We start from the raw sequence: 18,272 nt of genomic DNA, 5'->3' as shown, positions 1-18,272 counted from the left end.
AAGAAAAAAAAGCGCACCATTTCAATGGTGCGCTTATATATTAGCTGATTAAAGACATTCCGTCAGTTTGAGTTTTCGCAAAAATACGAGAAAGACAAACTTAAATACCTAATTAGCTATTTACAGCGTCTTTAAGACCCTTGCCTGGACGGAAAGCAGGAACTTTCGCCGCAGCTATTTTAATTTCTTTACCCGTTTGAGGGTTACGGCCTGTACGTGCTGCACGCTCACGAACAGAGAAAGTCCCAAAGCCAACTAGAGCAACATCGTCCCCTTTACTCAAAGAACCCGTTACAGTAGCAACGAACGCGTCAACAACACGACCTGCTGCAGCTTTAGAAATATTCGCATCAGAAGCGATTTGATCAATCAGTTGAGCTTTATTCACTCTTATCATCCCCATATTAGTTGGACTATAAATCTCTTAATTAACTATAATTAACTATAGCAGTTATTAGTATAGTTAATTAATATGCAGCCGTTATATCAATCCTGATTACCAATGGCAAGAGAACAGATTGCATACAAACAATTATCAGAATCATCGTTAAATTAGCGATGAAAAAAAAGGCTGACAAGCTCTAAATTAGCTGTCAGCCTTAATTTTATACAAACTTCTTGATTCAGCTCACTCTTTTAGCTTTCTTTTTAACTACTTCAGCGCCAAAAGGAGGGTTAACTAAAGCCAAAGAAAGAACTTCTTCAATTGTTTTCACCGGATGAATTTCGAGATCCGCGATCACATTTTGAGGAATTTCCTCTAAATCACGTTCGTTTTCTTTAGGGATTAATACTGTTTTAATCCCACCACGATGTGCAGCTAATAATTTCTCTTTCAGACCGCCTATCGGGAAAACTAAACCTCTTAACGTAATTTCACCTGTCATTGCCACGTCGGCTCTAACTGGGTTACCGGTTAAGCAAGAAACTAAAGCAGTTGACATCGCAATACCCGCACTCGGGCCATCTTTTGGCGTCGCCCCTTCCGGCACGTGAACGTGAATATCACGCTTTTCATAGAAATCGCTATTGATACCCAGTTTTTCTGCTCGAGCTCTAACAACCGTTAATGCCGTTTGGATAGACTCCTGCATGACTTCACCTAAAGAACCGGTGTAAGTTAGTTTACCTTTACCAGGTACACATGCAGTTTCAATAGTAAGTAAGTCACCACCAACTTCTGTCCAAGCTAGGCCTGTAACTTGCCCAACACGGTTTTCTGTATCTGCTTGGCCATAATCAAAACGGCGAACACCCAGATAATCTTTCAGGTTATCAGCGTTGATTTCAATGTGCTTAAGCTTTTTGTCCATCAGTAGCGCTTTAACTGCTTTACGGCACAATTTAGAGATTTCACGCTCTAAACCACGGACGCCAGCCTCGCGAGTGTAATAACGAATGATGCTCATTAGAGCACTATCGTCGATAGTTAACTCATTCTTTTTCAACGCATTACGTTCAATCTGCTTAGATAACAAATGTTTCTTCGCAATATTCAGTTTTTCATCTTCTGTATAACCAGAAAGACGGATAACTTCCATACGATCTAACAATGGCGCAGGAATGTTCATCGAGTTCGATGTTGCAACAAACATCACATCAGACAAATCATAATCCACTTCTAAGTAGTGATCGTTAAATGCAATATTTTGTTCTGGATCAAGTACTTCTAATAGTGCAGAGGCAGGATCACCACGCATGTCAGATGACATTTTGTCAATTTCATCCAGTAAAAATAGTGGGTTTTTGACCCCTACTTTTGCCATTTTCTGGATCAACTTACCAGGCATTGAGCCAATATAGGTACGACGGTGACCGCGAATTTCAGCTTCATCACGTACCCCACCTAATGCCATACGGGTATATTGGCGACCCGTAGCCTTAGCAATAGATTGCCCCAAAGAGGTTTTACCCACACCAGGAGGCCCAACTAAACAAAGAATCGGCCCTTTAATTTTACTTACACGGCTTTGCACTGCCAGATACTCTAAAATACGGTCTTTCACACGCTCTAAACCGTAGTGATCGGTATCTAACACTTCTTGGGCTTTCACTAAGTCTTTTTTGACTTTGCTACGTTTATGCCATGGAACCTGCACCATCCAATCGATATAACTACGGACTACGGTAGCTTCCGCTGACATTGGAGACATCATTTTCAGCTTCTGCAATTCTGCTTCTGCTTTTTCTTGTGCCTCTTTTGGCATTTTCGCTTCTTCGATTTTACGTTTTAGCGATTCATATTCATCTGGCGCATCATCCATTTCGCCTAGCTCTTTCTGAATAGCTTTCATTTGCTCATTCAGATAATACTCGCGCTGGCTTTTTTCCATCTGTTTTTTAACACGATTACGGATGCGTTTTTCGACTTGCAGCAACTCAGTTTCTGACTCCATCATGGCCATCAAAAACTCAACACGCTCAGCGATATTCGCCATTTCTAAAACGCGTTGTTTATCCGCTAATTTTAGTGGCATATGAGAAGCAATGGTATCCGCCAGTTTATCTAGCTGATCTTGCTCTATTGCATGTAATGCGGTTAATACTTCAGGTGGGATCTTTTTATTCAGCTTTATATAGCTTTCAAACTGACTAACGATAGTGCGATACAATACTTCGTTTTCTTTTTCATCAAGTGCGTCTGATGATTGAGAACCCGCTGTCGCTTCATCATACGCAGCGTGTTCAGACTCATTATTTTGTTCTGTTGCCAAATATTCCGCTTGCGCTAAGAAATATTCGCCATTATCTGTCAAACTGGTAATACGTGCGCGTCGTAGACCTTCAACAAGGACTTTAACGGTGCCATCAGGCAGTTTTAACATCTGAATAACAGACGCGACTGTACCGACAGCAAATAAATCATTCACCCCTGGCTCATCAGTCGAGGCTTCTTTTTGCGCAACCAGCATTACCTGCTTGTCATGATCCATCGCTGCTTCCAGACTGTGAATGGATTTTTCACGTCCAACAAACAGTGGGATCACCATATGTGGGTATACCACTACATCACGCAGAGGCAATACTGGTATTTCAATGCGTTCGGAACGCTCAGGATTCATAAAGCTCTCTCTTCGTTTAGCTCACGCTAGTTTAAGGGTTTCTCTCTCTTGTTCTAAAATTGCTGTCTAAAACAAGGAAACCACACCTCAGAATATAAACTATATGGGGACAAGATTTTAGCATTCAATGGTTAGTTGAACATAAAAAACAAAATGAGGGAAACCCCTCATTTCGTTTGATTAATTATTGAACATTTTATATGGGATTAGTTATCGCCAGAAGCTTGAGCATCAGGTTTGCTATAGATTAAAAGCGGTTCTGATTGTTCATTAATGACGTTTTCATCAACGACAACTTTTTCAACATCACTCATTGAAGGGAGATCATACATCGTATTCAACAATGCAGCTTCAACGATAGAACGTAAACCACGAGCTCCAGTTTTACGTGCCATTGCTTTCTTAGCGATGGCTTTTAATGCTTCCTCACGGAATTCAAGCTCAGTGTTTTCAAGACTAAATAAAGCTTGATATTGTTTCGTTAATGCATTTTTAGGTTCTTGCAGAATCTGAATCAGAGCTTCTTCACTTAGTTCAGTTAATGTTGCAACAACAGGTAAACGGCCAATAAATTCAGGAATTAAACCAAATTTGATTAGATCTTCTGGCTCCGCCTGAGTTAATAATTCGCCTTCTGTTGCTTTATCTGACTCACCTTTCACTTCTGCAGCAAAACCAATACCTGAGCGGGTATTCAAACGCTGACCGATAACTTTGTCTAGCCCTGCAAATGCCCCGCCACAAATGAAGAGGATCTTTGAGGTATCAACCTGCAAAAATTCTTGCTGAGGGTGCTTACGCCCTCCTTGTGGTGGCACTGCCGCAACAGTTCCTTCAATAAGTTTAAGAAGTGCTTGTTGCACACCTTCCCCAGAAACGTCACGGGTAATTGATGGGTTATCTGATTTACGTGAAATTTTATCGATTTCATCAATATATACGATACCACGTTGAGCTTTTTCAACATCATAATCGCATTTTTGTAGTAATTTTTGAATGATATTTTCAACGTCTTCACCGACATAACCTGCTTCAGTTAATGTCGTTGCATCAGCCATTGTAAATGGCACATCCAAATAACGCGCTAGCGTTTCAGCTAAAAGCGTTTTACCACTACCTGTTGGGCCAATTAGCAAAATATTACTTTTACCTAATTCAACACCATCACTGGTTTTATCACCATTACGTAAGCGTTTGTAGTGGTTATATACCGCAACAGCTAAAACTTTCTTCGCTTTTTCCTGACCGATAACATAGTCGTCAAGATGCTGTCGAATTTCATGTGGCGTAGGCAGTTCACTACGCTCACGATGCGGCGTAAGTTCTTTTATTTCTTCGCGGATGATATCGAGACATAAATCTACACATTCATCACAAATATAGACTGACGGACCGGCAATCAGCTTGCGCACTTCATGCTGACTTTTTCCGCAGAAAGAGCAGTAAAGCAGTTTTCCTGTCCCCTCTTTGCGTTTATCTGTCATCAGTTGACCTCACTTTTATCCATATTGTTTTGTTTTCGTTCATTTAAAAACAAAACAACGATTTTCTTTAAAATAGTTTATGGTATGAACTAATTATACCAAAAGTTAACCCATTAACGGCTACTATAAATTTGGTCGACTAAACCATATTCTTTTGCTTCATTTGCAGATAAGAAACGGTCACGCTCTGTGTCTCGGGTAATTTCTTCAATGGATTTACCAGTATGCAGAGCCATTAACTCGTTCATTCGAGATTTCACTTTAAGAATTTCTTGGGCGTGGATTTCGATATCTGACGCTTGGCCTTGATAACCCCCTAACGGTTGGTGGATCATCACGCGTGAATTTGGTAAGCAGAAACGTTTACCTTTTGTACCCGCTGTCAATAAAAAAGCCCCCATGGAACAAGCTTGTCCCATACAAATAGTACTTACATCAGGCTTGATAAACTGCATCGTATCGTAAATTGACATACCTGCGGTAATTACACCACCCGGTGAATTAATATACAAATGAATATCTTTTTCAGGGTTTTCTGCTTCAAGAAATAACATCTGAGCGACGATTAAATTCGCCATATGGTCTTCCACTTGACCTGTCAGGAAGATAATACGTTCTTTTAATAGACGTGAGTAAATATCATACGAGCGCTCACCACGAGAAGTCTGCTCTATGACCATAGGCACAAGGGCCATTTGAGATGCTAATTGTTCCTGACTGCCAAAATGTGACATCGAAATCTCCTATTAAAACGTTCTGGTGCTTGCGCCTAATTTGCTGTCTGCCTGCTATTTTGAGCCGAGTTCATGCCACAAACAACGGTTTTAAAAAATTCCTGTGTCTGCAAGCTCTTTCAATCCTCTTATTTTTCTAGTTTAGCTAATATTTAACCAAATTACTGACAAAATAAGAAGAAAATGCAGCTAAGTATGCTGCAGTAAACAAGACGCTCTTTAAAAGAGTTTAACACAAGTCTATTGGGTTACACGGAATTATACCATTAGAAAACCATACTTGATTTTCAAGGGTGACGAAATAACTCAATTGGTTAATATCATCGTTTTCGGCAATATTAAGCGGTAAAAAGACAATATTAAGCTATTCAAAATAGTTTGAATCGCAATTAAGGCCCCACTTAGACTACTGAAGTATAGATAATATAATTAGGGTTTAAATGTGTTTTTCAAGGGTTTCCTAATTAAATTCGCTAAAGTGATAATTTAAAGGCTTTAATTGACAAAAAACCCGTAGTAGCACACCACGGGTTTCATTATTTTGCACAGCAAGAAAAAATTAACCTGCTTGAACTTGGTTCATCAGTTCAGTGAAGTTAGTTTCTTTTTCTGTCACTTTAGCAACAGCTAATACTGTTTCAACAGCTTGTTCTTCTAAAGCTAAGTTACGAACACTGTTCATCAGCTCTTCGTTTTTGCTGTAGTATTCGATAACTTCAGATGGATCTTCATACGCAGAAGCCATTTCTTCGATCAGTGCTTTAACACGATCTTCATCAGCTTTCAGTTCGTTTTTGTTGATCACTTCACCTAACAGCAGACCGATCACTACGCGACGTTTTGCTTGTTCTTCAAACAATTCACGAGGTAATTCCATCGCTTGTTTTTCGTCACCACCAAAGCGTTGTGCCGCTTGACGACGCAGAACATCAATTTCACCATCAACAACTGCTGCTGGTACTTCGATGTCGTTAGCTTTGATTAAGCCATCCAGAACTTGGGCTTTAACACGGTTACGCACAGCATTTTTCAGCTCACGCTCCATGTTTTTACGTACTTCTGCACGCAGGCCATCTAAAGAGCCATCAGCGATACCAAAACGCTTGATGAATTCTTCAGTGAACTCAGGCAGTTCACGCTGTTCTACTTTCTTCAGAACGATAGCAAATTTCGCTGCTTTACCTTTCAGGTTTTCAGCATGGTAGTCTTCTGGGAAGTTAACTTCGATATCGAATTCTTCACCCGCTTTATGACCCACAACACCTTCTTCGAAACCTGGGATCATACGACCTTCGCCCATAACCAGAGCGAAATCTTCTGCTTTGCCGCCTTCGAATTCTTCACCATCGATAGAACCGGTAAAGTTGATAGTGATGCGAGAGTCAGCTTCTGCTGCCGCTTCAACTTCTTTCCACTGCGCTTGTTGCTTACGCAGAGTTTCTAACATGTTTTCCAGATCTTCGTCTTTTACAGAAACTGCTGGTTTTTCAACTTCGATAGTTTCTAAACCTGCTAATTCGATTTCTGGGTAAACTTCGAATTCAACTGAATACACAAAATCTTTACCATCTTCGAGTTGCTCTGGCTTGTAGCTAGGTGCACCCGCTGGATTGATTTTTTGCTCAATAATTGCATTGATGAAGTTACGTTGCATTACATCGCCCAGAACGTCTTGCATAACAGACGCACCGTAACGCTGTTTAACGATGTTCATTGGTACTTTTCCTTTACGGAAACCATCAACACGTACTTTTTTAGCAACACTAACTAATTCGCTATTAACTGCTTTTTCAATATCAGTGGCAGGAACGGTGATTGTTACACGACGCCCAAGGCCTTGAGTCGTTTCAACAGAAACTTGCATCTTCTTACCTCAAAATAAATCTTAGTGATCGGTCTACTCCAGAGTTATGCCATTAAATCATAACGGCTGTCTCCCTTCCAGAACCGGGGGCGTTACTTTCGTAACGGTCAATCCCTGATATCAGAAGCGTCCCGAAACCTTACTGAAAATTAGACGCAGCATTATACCGATGCATGCGCCCTGAGTCGAGAAAAGCTGAGAAAAGAAGCGTTTTTTCCTCTTTATTTGTGACTTTTCTGACTAAATTTTTTGTTTTTTCACCTAAATTGAAGAAAAAACATTCACCAAACTCATTATTAAGCATGGCTGATTATGTAAAGAATAGTCTCAGTGCATTACCTGAAACGAAGAATTATCGATTAACACCACCTACACCACGACAAGCTGGTGATTTTAATGCTGTATCAGCAAGCTCATTCCACTCTTGTTGTGTATATGTATGCAAAGCAAGGGCATGGATCCCTCCTGATAATTCGTCCGCTAAAATAGCATAAATTTCACGATGACGGGCAAGCATTCGTTTATTTTCAAATTTATCACTCACTAAAATAACTTTGAAATGGCTTTCAGACCCAGGTAACACATTGTGTTGATGGCTTTCATTAATCACCTCCAAATGTGTAGGTTCAAAAGCAGCTTGTAATTTTTGGATCACAAGAGATTGCATACTTTGAGCTGCATTAGCGCCCATAAAATGCTCCTTAATTAAAAATTATGCTCAGAGGCAATTATCTTTTATTGTACGCGTTGATTATTGCTATCTTCTATATCCGATAATAACTTGCCAATGTTATGATAGCGGCACGTTGATGCGAATTTTTTCAAAAATTGTTGTCTAACAGTTTAGGATAAATAAGCCGCTAAGCTTTATATTGAACGACGGCTACCCGCACCATAACGAAACATTTTCAATTAGGAAAGATGAACTGGAAAAAATTATGTTAAGAAAACTGTGTTTTCCACTTTTAGGGCTATTTCTTCTTGCGGGCTGTGCAACCAGCAGCAATACACTATCACTTGAGCCTAAGATAGCTTTACCTGCAAAAAACCCGACATTGAATGCGACTTCAATCAGTGTTAGCAGTGTAGATAATCGTGCGAACAAATCCTTAGCAGAGGTCAATCGTAATAGTAGTCTAGTCGTACTAAACCCTTCTCGCGATCCTCGCTATCTAATGCAAGAAGCTGTCGAAAAACAGATGGCTGCACGTGGGTTTATGGTGACATCACCGGCAAACGTGAATCTAGTTGTTCAATTGAATAAGCTCGATACCAAAGTAAGTGAAGGCAGTCTACGCCATAATATTACCGTCAACTCTAGTGTGAGCATTATTGCAACGGCTCCAAATGGTTCAACAAAAACACGCTCATTTACCCGCAATTTTAATACACAAGAGTTATTAGCTGCCAATAATGACAAGATAGCAACAGCTATCAATAGCGCACTCACTGATTTAATTGCAGATATGGCAACAGACCAAGAAATCACCGATTTTATCAGACAAAATTCACGCTATTAACTGAGCAATCATTATCATTAAGTATTAAGCTACCTAAGCTCTCATTGATTGAGCTTGGGTAGCATAGCGCAGCCAATACCTCTGCGGCGCAATGTATTGCAGCAATATCACACTGGCTTAGAGGGAATAATGCCTCGTTTTACTCTACCAAATAACATTACTTTAATCCTTTTAGGCTTTGTTTCTGGTCTACCTTTAGCTTTGACTGCAGGTACATTACAAGCTTGGCTAACTGTTGAAAATGTCGATATTAAAACCATTGGTTTCTTTTCATTAGTCGGACAGGCTTATGTGCTGAAATTTCTTTGGTCCCCAATGATGGATCGCTACACCCCGCCCTTTCTTGGCCGCCGAAGAGGATGGCTATTAACCACGCAAATTCTGTTGATTATCAGTATTGCCGCGATGGGCTTTGTGAACCCCTCAGAACATTTGTGGTATCTGGCTGCGCTAGCCGTTACTGTTGCATTTTGTTCAGCCTCACAAGATATTGTTTTTGATGCTTATAAAACCGATTTACTGAGTGCTGAAGAACGCGGAATTGGAGCGGCAACCTCCGTTATGGGGTACCGGATCAGCATGCTAGTTTCAGGTGGCCTTGCACTTTGGTTAGCAGACAAGTTTTTAACCTGGAAACAACTGTACTTAGTCATGGCTGGGCTGATGGTTATCGGTGTTATCGCGACATTACTCGCCAAAGAACCTGAAGAAAGCGGTGCTGCGCCAACCTCATTAAAAAAAGCAATTTACGAGCCACTCGCTGAATTCTTTAGCAGGAACAATGCATGGCTAATCTTACTCCTGTTAGTTTTTTACAAACTCGGTGACGCCTTTGTCATGGCGCTCAATACCAACTTTCTGTTAAACGCGCTTGGTTTTAGTTTAAGTGAAGTGGGTACCGTCAATAAAACTGTCGGTATGGCGGCAACCATAGTTGGGGCATTACTTGGTGGTTACCTAATGAAAAACATGAGCTTATTTAAAGCTCTATTTATTTTTGGACTTCTACAAGGCGGCTCTAATATCGGATATTGGTTCTTAGCGATAACCCCCCCTAATATCTTAACCATGGGGTCGATTATATTTCTAGAAAATATCTTCTCTGGCATGGGAACTGCTGCTTTTGTCGCCCTCTTAATGACATTATGTAATAAGTCGTTATCTGCAACGCAATTTGCCCTTCTTTCTGCTCTTTCTGCTGTTGGGCGTGTTTACATTGGCCCAGTCGCAAGTATTTTTGTCAGTAACTATGGCTGGCCACTTTTCTACCTAATTTCAATCGCGGTTGCAGTTCCTGGCGTTTTACTTTTATTAGCTTGCCGAACATCCTTAATTTACACTCAAACAACAGGGCTATTCCAACGACGTCAACTATATGCTAGAGGCTACCGTATTGCCGTATATGCACTTATTACTGCCGTAAGCTGCCTTGCTATTTGGTTACTTTCATTACTTGTATTTTCATTTAGTGATATGAAAGTTTATCTATTTACGACACAAATTGAATTTTGGCTAAGTTTACCCCACTACCAAAACCTTATTTTTAATACTGGTATTAGCATTGGTGCTATCAGCTTAGTTATTGGTGGTAGTTTAGATTTCCTCGCCGTTCGCAAAACAGTACAGCAATAACCCTCTCAATACTCTTTCTTATTCATTTCATAATTCCCTAAGCAAAGTTTATTTGTTTAGGGGATTTGATCTTTTCTATAAACCAGACCTAAATAGCAAAACGAATTAATATCGTCAAAATATCGTGACTTAGATCACTTTACCTGTGTAAAATATTTCTTAATTGCAATTTATAAGCCTAATATGTCACATGTTGCAAATCAGTTAATTAAAGTGTTAATAACTAGCAAACTGCTAAACCTCATCAATTATTAAGCGAAGATAATCTATCTATGAAAAAAATCATTTACATGGCTACCTTAATTTCTCTAGCGGGTACGGCATACTCTGACGATATTATTGGCTATAAAAATGGCTTTGCTGATGTCAATGTAAACTATTTAGATTGGTCACATCGTACTGAAACCAAAACAGAAAATACGACACGTAAGAAAGATTTTGCCTATATTGAGCTTGAAGGCGGTGCCAATTTTAATTGGGGTGAGTTATATGGCTTTTTTGATCTCGAAAACCCATTCCATAGCCAACACACCGATTCAGGACGAAATAAACGCTATACCATTAAAACAACAGGCCGCTTTTATTTAGGTGATACTGGTTTCAATCTATATGGCCACGTTTATGGCACTTGGTCATTACCGGGAGCCAAGTATGGTGGTAATTTCCACGATGTGAATACTTTATATGGTATTGGTTATAACACTGCATTCGGTGATTTATGGTTTAAACCTTTTATTGCTCTAAATTACACCGACCAGACATTCTATTCAGGTAATAATGGATATGTAGCAGGTTGGGTAGCTGGTTATAATTTCAGCGCATTCGAAGAAAATTTCATGATAACAAACTGGCATGAAATGGAGTTTGCCAGGAACAAACGCTATAACGGCGGCAAGAGTAATGGCATAAATGGCGCTCTCGCTTTTTGGTGGAATGCGACAAACCATGTTTCTGCAGGGGTACAATACCGCTATGCCGACAATAAATTAGGAGATACCTTCTATCAAGATGCAATCATTTACACATTAAAGTATACCTTTTAGCGCACTATAGAATATTGTATCAGGAGTTAACTATTTTCTTATTTTTTTCAGTAAAATAAGAATTTTTCTTTATGATTTAGCCGATAAAGCAACCAAAATAGCTTTATCGGCAATAAAAACTGTAATTTCCCTTAGCAAATTGCTAATCATTTATATCAGTTTCACTCTTTTTTCATTTCTTTTGTATATATTTTTCTTTGAAAAATTACTAAGATAATTTACTATTAATTGAGTTTTATCAATGCATACTTATAAATCGCATCAATTTTAACGTTTTCTTTATAAGTTCTTTACATGTGATCATATTAACATAAAGAGCTAACAATTCCGTTTCTTTGCCTTACAATCATTTACACTCGCATAACCTTACCGTAAAATGCCCGCACTGATGAAACGACAATTAGATTCTTGTCATTTGGGGTCGTGGATGAGACTTATGAACTACAAAAAAAGCATCGGAGCAATCTCACTCGTTGTAGCTACCTTACTATTAGGTGGTTGCGATATGGTGTTGATGGATCCAAAAGGCGCCGTTGGCGTTAAACAAAAAGAGCTAATTCTTATTGCAATTGGCTTAATGCTACTTGTTGTTATTCCTGTTATTTTCATGACGATTATCTTCGCAAGAAAATACCGTGAATCCAACACGTCAGCAACCTACCGTCCTCATTGGGCTCACTCAAATAAAATTGAGTTAGTCTGCTGGACTGTTCCTATCATCATTATCATTATTCTGGGTGCTATCACTTGGAAGACGACACATGAGCTGGACCCGTATCAGCCATTAGTGAGTGATCAGGAACCCGTCACGATTGAAGTTATTTCTGCTGACTGGAAATGGATATTTATTTATCCAGAGCAAGGCATTGCAACAGTTAATGAAATCGCATTCCCTACCGGTGTGCCAGTTAACTTCAAAATCACGTCAGACTCGGTGATGAATTCATTCTTCATTCCATCTTTAGGTGGCCAAATCTACGCGATGGCGGGTATGCAAACAAAACTTCACTTAATCGCTAACGAACCAGGCACTTATAAGGGCTTCTCTGCAAGCTACAGTGGCCACGGCTTCTCTGATATGAAGTTCAATGCTATTGCAACTCCTGACCGTCAAGGTTTTGATGAGTGGGTACAAAAGGTAAAAGCTTCTCCTAAAACAATGGACACCATGCAGGCATTTGACGAAGTCGCTAAGCCAAGCATGAACGTTCCTGTTACCTACTTCTCTAGCGTGAAGCCTAAACTTTATGAAGATATCGTTCTGAAGTTTGGTCATGAGCACCATAAAGGTCACGCTCCTGTAGAAAATCAAAGTCATTCAATGACTGACCATAACGATGCTACAGGTAATTCAATGCAAATGAGCCATAGCGCTCATGCAGCTGGCGCTGAGGAATAAGGGCATGTTCGGAAAATTAACACTAGATGCAATTCCGCTCCATGAGCCAATTATCGTAGTCACCCTGATTGCTATTGTCCTAGGTGGACTTGGCTTAGTTGGTGTGATTTCTTACTTTGGTAAATGGAAGTGGTTGTGGAAAGAATGGTTAACCTCTGTTGACCATAAAAAAATTGGTGTCATGTACATCATTGTAGCGATGGTCATGTTATTCCGTGGCTTCGCTGATGCTATCATGATGCGTGGGCAGCAAGTTCTTGCATCTGCTGGCCAAGAGGGTTTCTTAAATCCTCATCACTATGACCAAATCTTTACTGCGCACGGCGTTATCATGATTTTCTTCATGGCAACTCCATTCGTTGTTGGTCTGATGAACCTCGTTGTACCTCTGCAAATTGGTGCACGTGATGTTGCGTTCCCATTCCTTAACTCATTGAGCTTCTGGTTCTTTGTTGTGGGTGTTGTGTTAATCAACATCTCTCTAGGGGTAGGTGAATTCGCACAGACCGGTTGGTTGGCTTATCCGCCATTATCCGGCTTGGAGTACAACCCTGGGGTCGGGGTCGATTACTGGCTCTGGAGTCTCCAGATATCCGGTATCGGTACTCTATTAACAGGGGTTAACTTCATCGCGACTATTATCCGTATGCGTACACCGGGTATGTCGATGATGAAAATGCCTGTATTCAGCTGGGCTGCGTTATGTACTAACGTATTGATTGTTGCTGCTTTCCCTATCTTAACCGTCACATTAACACTTCTGACGTTAGACCGTTATTTAGGCACCCATTTCTTTACTAATGATATGGGCGGCAACATGATGATGTACATCAACCTGATTTGGGCTTGGGGTCACCCTGAGGTGTATATCCTTGTTCTCCCAGTATTCGGTGTGTTCTCTGAAGTTGCAGCAACCTTCTCGAAAAAACGTTTATTCGGTTATACCTCATTAGTTTGGGCGACAATCGTTATTACCGTTATGTCCTTCATCGTTTGGTTGCACCACTTCTTTACGATGGGTTCAGGCGCGAACGTTAACGCCTTCTTTGGTATCGCCACAATGATTATCGCAATCCCTACAGGGGTTAAGATCTTCAACTGGTTGTTTACCATGTACCAAGGCCGTATCGAGTTTAAATCACCTATGCTGTGGACTATCGGTTTCATCATCACCTTCTCTGTTGGTGGTATGACTGGTGTTCTGCTTGCTGTTCCAGGTGCAAACTTCGTTCTGCATAACAGTCTATTCCTGATTGCTCACTTCCATAACGTTATCATTGGTGGTGTTGTATTCGGGTGCTTCGCGGGTATGACTTACTGGTTCCCGAAAGCATATGGCTTCACGCTAAATGAGAAATGGGGTGTTCGTGCCTTCTGGTTCTGGATCATCGGTTTCTTCTTAGCCTTTATGCCACTGTATATTCTTGGCTTTATGGGTATGACCCGTCGTTTAAGTCAGAATATTGACCCGACTTACCACACAATGTTAGTTGTTGCTGCAGGCGGTGCTGCGTTAATCGCCATCGGTATTGCATGCCAAGTTATCCAAATCATTGTAAGTATCCGTGACCGTCATGAAAACCGTGATTTAACCGGTGACCCATGGGGTGGACGTACACTTGAGTGGGCGACATCTTCTCCACCACCTTTCTATAACTTTGCGATTGAACCACACGTTCAAACCCGCGATGCATGGTGGGATCTGAAAGAGAAAGGCCTTGCTCATAAGAAACCAACTTCATATGAAGAAATTCATATGCCGAAAAACACAGGCGCAGGCGTTATTATCGCTGCATTTAGCTTAGTTTTAGGTTTCGCAATGATCTGGCACATCTGGTGGCTCGCAATCATTGGTTTCGGTGGAATGATCGTAACTTGGATTGCAAAAAGCTTCGACGAAGATGTTGATTACTACGTACCTGTGGCTGAAATCGAAGAAATCGAGAATAAGCACTTTGAAGAATTGCGTAAGGCAGGTGTGAACGATGTCAACTAATACAATGACTAACCAAAATATCGCCCATGCTGAGCATGGGCACCACGATGCAGGTGGAACAAAAGTATTCGGTTTCTGGCTCTATATTATGAGCGACTTGATTCTGTTTGCTTGTTTGTTTGCTACCTATGTTGTTTTGGCCGATGGAACTGCCGGCGGTCCTGCTGGTAAAGATATCTTCAGTCTGAAGTTCGTATTAGGCGAAACCTTCTTACTGTTAGTGAGTAGTATCACCTACGGCTTCGCAATGATAGCGATGCACAAAGGTAAGATAGCTGCTGTTAACTTATGGCTGTTTGCAACGTTCCTGTTAGGCCTTGGCTTCGTCATCATGGAAATCTATGAGTTCCATGAATTGATTGCAGAAGGCTTTGGTCCTGACCGTAGCGGTTTCTTATCTGGCTTCTTCGCACTCGTTGCGACTCACGGTCTACACGTAACTGCGGGCCTGATCTGGATTATTATCATGATGATCCAAGTCACTCGCCGTGGCCTGACTGATGTCAACAAAACGCGTTTAAACTGCCTAAGTTTGTTCTGGCACTTCTTAGACGTTGTGTGGATTTGTGTATTTACCGTTGTTTATCTTCTGGGGGCTATTTAAATGAGTCATGCAAAAGATGCTCACACTGGAGCAAGCCACGGTAGCGTTAAAACATACCTGATTGGCTTTATCCTATCAGTTATCCTGACAGTGATCCCTTTCTGGATGGTGATGGAAGGTACAGCGTCAACTTCAGCAATCCTTTGGACTGTTGTGGGCATGGCGGTTGTGCAAATTCTGGTTCATTTGGTTTGTTTCTTACATATGAATACATCATCAGATGAGCGTTGGAATTTAGTTGCCTTCCTGTTCACCATGCTTATTGTTGGCATTGTGGTCGTAGGCTCACTGTGGATTATGTACAACCTGAACATCAATATGATGCTCGACTAAAGAGTTGCCGATATGTTTAAGCAATACCTGCAAGTGACCAAACCAGGAATTATATTCGGAAACTTGATTTCTGTGATCGGTGGTTTTTTATTGGCTTCAAAAGGGTCAATTGATTACCCACTGTTCGTTGCGACTTTGCTAGGTGTATCACTGGTCGTGGCTTCTGGTTGTGTTTTTAACAACTACATCGACCGTGATATCGACCGTATCATGGAAAGAACGAAGAATCGCCCTTTAGTTAAAGGGCTGATTGATCCGAAAGTTAGCCTGATTTACGCTGCTGCATTAGGTATTGCTGGTATGGTGCTGCTACTTGTAGCAGCCAATGCGCTGGCAATGCTGCTTGCAGTTATCGGTTTCATTGTTTATGTAGGTATTTATAGCCTATATATGAAACGTAAATCCGTTTATGGCACGCTGATTGGCAGCCTTTCAGGCGCAGCACCACCGGTTATCGGTTACTGCGCTGTTACAAATGAATTCGATATGGGTGCACTTATCCTATTGTTGATATTCAGTTTGTGGCAGATGCCTCATTCTTATGCCATTGCTATCTTCCGTTTTAAGGATTATAAAGCCGCAAACATTCCAGTGTTACCGGTTATTAAAGGAATTTCAGTCGCGAAGACACATATCTTCCTGTATATCCTAGCGTTTATGGTTGCAACATTGATGTTAGCTATCAGTGGATACGCGGGCTATAAGTACCTCATCGTAGGTGCAGCAGTCAGCTTATGGTGGCTAGGTATGGCAATTTCGGGTTTCAAAACCGAAAATGACGACCGAGTCTGGGCTAGAAAACTGTTCATTTTCTCAATCGTAGCGATTACTTCATTGAGTGTAATGATGTCAGTTGATCCTATCGTTTCAAGCGATACTGTTATAGCTCTCGTCAGATAACTTATCTGTTCACTGATGATGACAATGTCTAAACGGCGGGTCTTCCCCGCCGTTTTTATTTGTCTCTAACTGCTTTTACAACTCACTTTTACTTATTCTGCCTATCCTTATGAATCTATTTTATGGTTAAATAGCCCCTTGCTATTTATAAGCTAGATATTGAATGCACTATTAAAAATGCTAATAGATTGATAGTACAAACATGTCACCACGACGTAACTCAAATTTGTTGTGCTACCCGTATGCGACCTAAGTAGCCGAGAGAGCTAACACCACGACAGCACGAAATATGAAGAATAAAAATGAATGATAACAAAATGACATCCGCAGAGCTTAAATCCACTTGGGGATTAGGTTCTGTTTTCTCCTTGCGAATGCTTGGAATGTTTATGGTATTACCTATTTTGACCAGCTATGGAATGCATTTACAGGGAGCTAGCGAGTTCTTAGTGGGTGTCGCTATTGGTATCTATGGTCTTAGCCAAGCTATTTTCCAAATTCCTTTTGGTTTGATGTCAGACAAAATTGGTAGAAAGCCTTTAATTATTATTGGGTTATTCATTTTCATTATCGGAAGTATCGTCGCGGCATTAAGCGATTCAATTTGGGGAATTATTATTGGGCGTGCTTTACAAGGTGCCGGCGCCATTTCAGCTGCCGTCATGGCACTACTTTCTGATCTAACTCGAGAGCAAAATCGGACTAAAGCCATGGCATTTCTAGGTATTAGTTTCGGTTTAACTTTTGCTATAGCGCTAGTACTGGGTCCAATTCTCACCAACTTGATTGGTTTAAGTGGTCTATTTTGGGGAATAGCACTGCTTGCAGTAGGTGCTATTGCAGTGACTGTTTTTGTTGTTCCTAATACTAATACTCATGTCTTAAATCGTGAGTCTGCATTTGTGCAAAGTAATTTAAAAGCCGTTTTAATGCACCCACAGTTACTCAAATTAAATATAGGGATCCTCAGCTTACATACCCTACTGATGTCCAGTTTTGTTGCTCTACCTCTTATCATGACCGATTCGGGATTTTTAGCGAAAGACCATTGGAAAGCCTATTTGGTTACGATGTTAATCGCCTTTGTAACAGTACTTCCCTTTATTATTTATGCGGAAAAATACCGCAAGATGAAACAGGTTTTCTTATTTTGCATTATCGTTTTAGCATTAGCTGAAATTACCTTATGGCTTTCTGGTAGTCACTTATGGGTGATTTTCCTCGGTATTCAACTCTTTTTTATCGCTTTCAATATTATGGAAGCCATTTTACCGTCACTAATCAGTAAAGAGGCACCTGCGGGCTATAAAGGAACGGCCATGGGAGTTTACTCCACCAGCCAGTTTTTAGGTGTTGCCATTGGTGGTATTGTCGGTGGGTGGTTGTACAGTTTTGAAGGGGCTGGTACCGTTTTTATTGGCGGTTTAATTTTAACCATTATCTGGTTTGTCATTAGCCTGACCATGCAGCAGCCTCCTTATGTCAGCAGTATTCGTATTGAATTACCCAACCATATTGGAGATACAAGAGCTCTTGAGAAAAAATTACAAGCTCAAGAAGGGGTGATGGAAGCGCTTGTCGTTGATGAGGAATTTAGCGCTTATGTTAAAGTTGATAGAAAAATCATCAATCGAGATCAACTCGAAGCATTAATAAATCAGTAAAAATTAGCCCGCCATTGCGGGCTTACTTGATAAACAA

General features: G+C 40.7%; 15 protein-coding genes. 9 read left to right on the top strand and 6 right to left on the bottom strand.

Features of this window, described 5'->3' with window-relative positions; genetic code table 11:
* Positions 1 to 112: 112 nt before the first annotated feature.
* The 6 genes from hupB to bolA all read right to left on the bottom strand — a co-directional run bounded on the left by hupB (position 113) and on the right by bolA (position 7,835).
* Positions 113 to 388, bottom strand: coding sequence for a nucleoid-associated protein HU-beta (hupB, locus tag G6Q48_RS12280; protein ID WP_004914513.1), 276 nt, complete (start codon positions 386 to 388; stop codon positions 113 to 115).
* 235 nt (positions 389 to 623) lie between these two features.
* Positions 624 to 3,062 (bottom strand): endopeptidase La, encoded by a 2,439-nt coding sequence (gene lon / locus G6Q48_RS12275; RefSeq protein WP_166266719.1) that lies wholly within the window; start codon positions 3,060 to 3,062, stop codon positions 624 to 626.
* A gap of 206 nt (positions 3,063 to 3,268) precedes the next feature.
* A complete protein-coding gene (gene clpX, locus G6Q48_RS12270; RefSeq protein ID WP_094962144.1) occupies positions 3,269 to 4,546 on the bottom strand; it encodes an ATP-dependent protease ATP-binding subunit ClpX in 1,278 nt (425 codons plus the stop codon).
* Between the two features lie 113 nt (positions 4,547 to 4,659).
* On the bottom strand, positions 4,660 to 5,280 hold the full coding sequence (clpP, locus tag G6Q48_RS12265; protein ID WP_004905443.1) for an ATP-dependent Clp endopeptidase proteolytic subunit ClpP: 621 nt from the start codon (positions 5,278 to 5,280) through the stop codon (positions 4,660 to 4,662).
* A 559-nt stretch (positions 5,281 to 5,839) separates the two neighbouring features.
* Positions 5,840 to 7,144, bottom strand: coding sequence for a trigger factor (gene tig, locus G6Q48_RS12260; protein ID WP_102139041.1), 1,305 nt, complete (start codon positions 7,142 to 7,144; stop codon positions 5,840 to 5,842).
* 352 nt (positions 7,145 to 7,496) lie between these two features.
* Positions 7,497 to 7,835: a transcriptional regulator BolA gene (gene bolA, locus G6Q48_RS12255; RefSeq protein ID WP_102139040.1), complete on the bottom strand. Its 339-nt coding sequence runs from the start codon at positions 7,833 to 7,835 to the stop codon at positions 7,497 to 7,499.
* 247 nt (positions 7,836 to 8,082) lie between these two features.
* On the opposite strand from bolA, the gene G6Q48_RS12250 reads away from it, so the two are divergent.
* The 9 genes from G6Q48_RS12250 to G6Q48_RS12210 all read left to right on the top strand — a co-directional run bounded on the left by G6Q48_RS12250 (position 8,083) and on the right by G6Q48_RS12210 (position 18,235).
* Positions 8,083 to 8,664 (top strand): YajG family lipoprotein, encoded by a 582-nt coding sequence (locus tag G6Q48_RS12250; protein ID WP_166266717.1) that lies wholly within the window; start codon positions 8,083 to 8,085, stop codon positions 8,662 to 8,664.
* A 129-nt stretch (positions 8,665 to 8,793) separates the two neighbouring features.
* Positions 8,794 to 10,296 carry a muropeptide MFS transporter AmpG gene (gene ampG / locus G6Q48_RS12245; RefSeq protein ID WP_102139039.1) on the top strand — a complete coding sequence of 501 codons (1,503 nt, stop codon included), beginning with the start codon at positions 8,794 to 8,796 and terminating at the stop codon, positions 10,294 to 10,296.
* Between the two features lie 272 nt (positions 10,297 to 10,568).
* Entirely contained in the window at positions 10,569 to 11,339 is a 771-nt protein-coding gene (locus G6Q48_RS12240; RefSeq protein WP_102139038.1) for a nucleoside-specific channel-forming Tsx family protein, read from the top strand.
* 427 nt (positions 11,340 to 11,766) lie between these two features.
* Entirely contained in the window at positions 11,767 to 12,738 is a 972-nt protein-coding gene (cyoA, locus tag G6Q48_RS12235) for a cytochrome o ubiquinol oxidase subunit II (protein WP_166266715.1), read from the top strand.
* A 4-nt stretch (positions 12,739 to 12,742) separates the two neighbouring features.
* Entirely contained in the window at positions 12,743 to 14,734 is a 1,992-nt protein-coding gene (cyoB, locus tag G6Q48_RS12230) for a cytochrome o ubiquinol oxidase subunit I (protein ID WP_036958554.1), read from the top strand.
* Positions 14,724 to 15,338: a cytochrome o ubiquinol oxidase subunit III gene (locus G6Q48_RS12225; protein WP_004905456.1), complete on the top strand. Its 615-nt coding sequence runs from the start codon at positions 14,724 to 14,726 to the stop codon at positions 15,336 to 15,338. The genes cyoB and G6Q48_RS12225 overlap by 11 nt, the downstream gene beginning before the upstream one ends.
* Positions 15,339 to 15,671 (top strand): cytochrome o ubiquinol oxidase subunit IV, encoded by a 333-nt coding sequence (locus G6Q48_RS12220; RefSeq protein ID WP_102139037.1) that lies wholly within the window; start codon positions 15,339 to 15,341, stop codon positions 15,669 to 15,671.
* Positions 15,672 to 15,683: 12 nt separating this feature from the next.
* Positions 15,684 to 16,571 carry a heme o synthase gene (cyoE, locus tag G6Q48_RS12215; RefSeq protein ID WP_004905461.1) on the top strand — a complete coding sequence of 296 codons (888 nt, stop codon included), beginning with the start codon at positions 15,684 to 15,686 and terminating at the stop codon, positions 16,569 to 16,571.
* 302 nt (positions 16,572 to 16,873) lie between these two features.
* A complete protein-coding gene (locus G6Q48_RS12210; RefSeq protein ID WP_166266713.1) occupies positions 16,874 to 18,235 on the top strand; it encodes an MFS transporter in 1,362 nt (453 codons plus the stop codon).
* Positions 18,236 to 18,272: the final 37 nt, after the last annotated feature.

It is taken from the genome of Providencia sp. M-27 (genome assembly GCF_011077905.1).
Lineage (GTDB): Bacteria > Pseudomonadota > Gammaproteobacteria > Enterobacterales > Enterobacteriaceae > Providencia > Providencia huaxiensis.
Note: the sequence above shows the minus strand (reverse complement) of the source record. Positions and strands in the feature narration are given on the sequence as shown.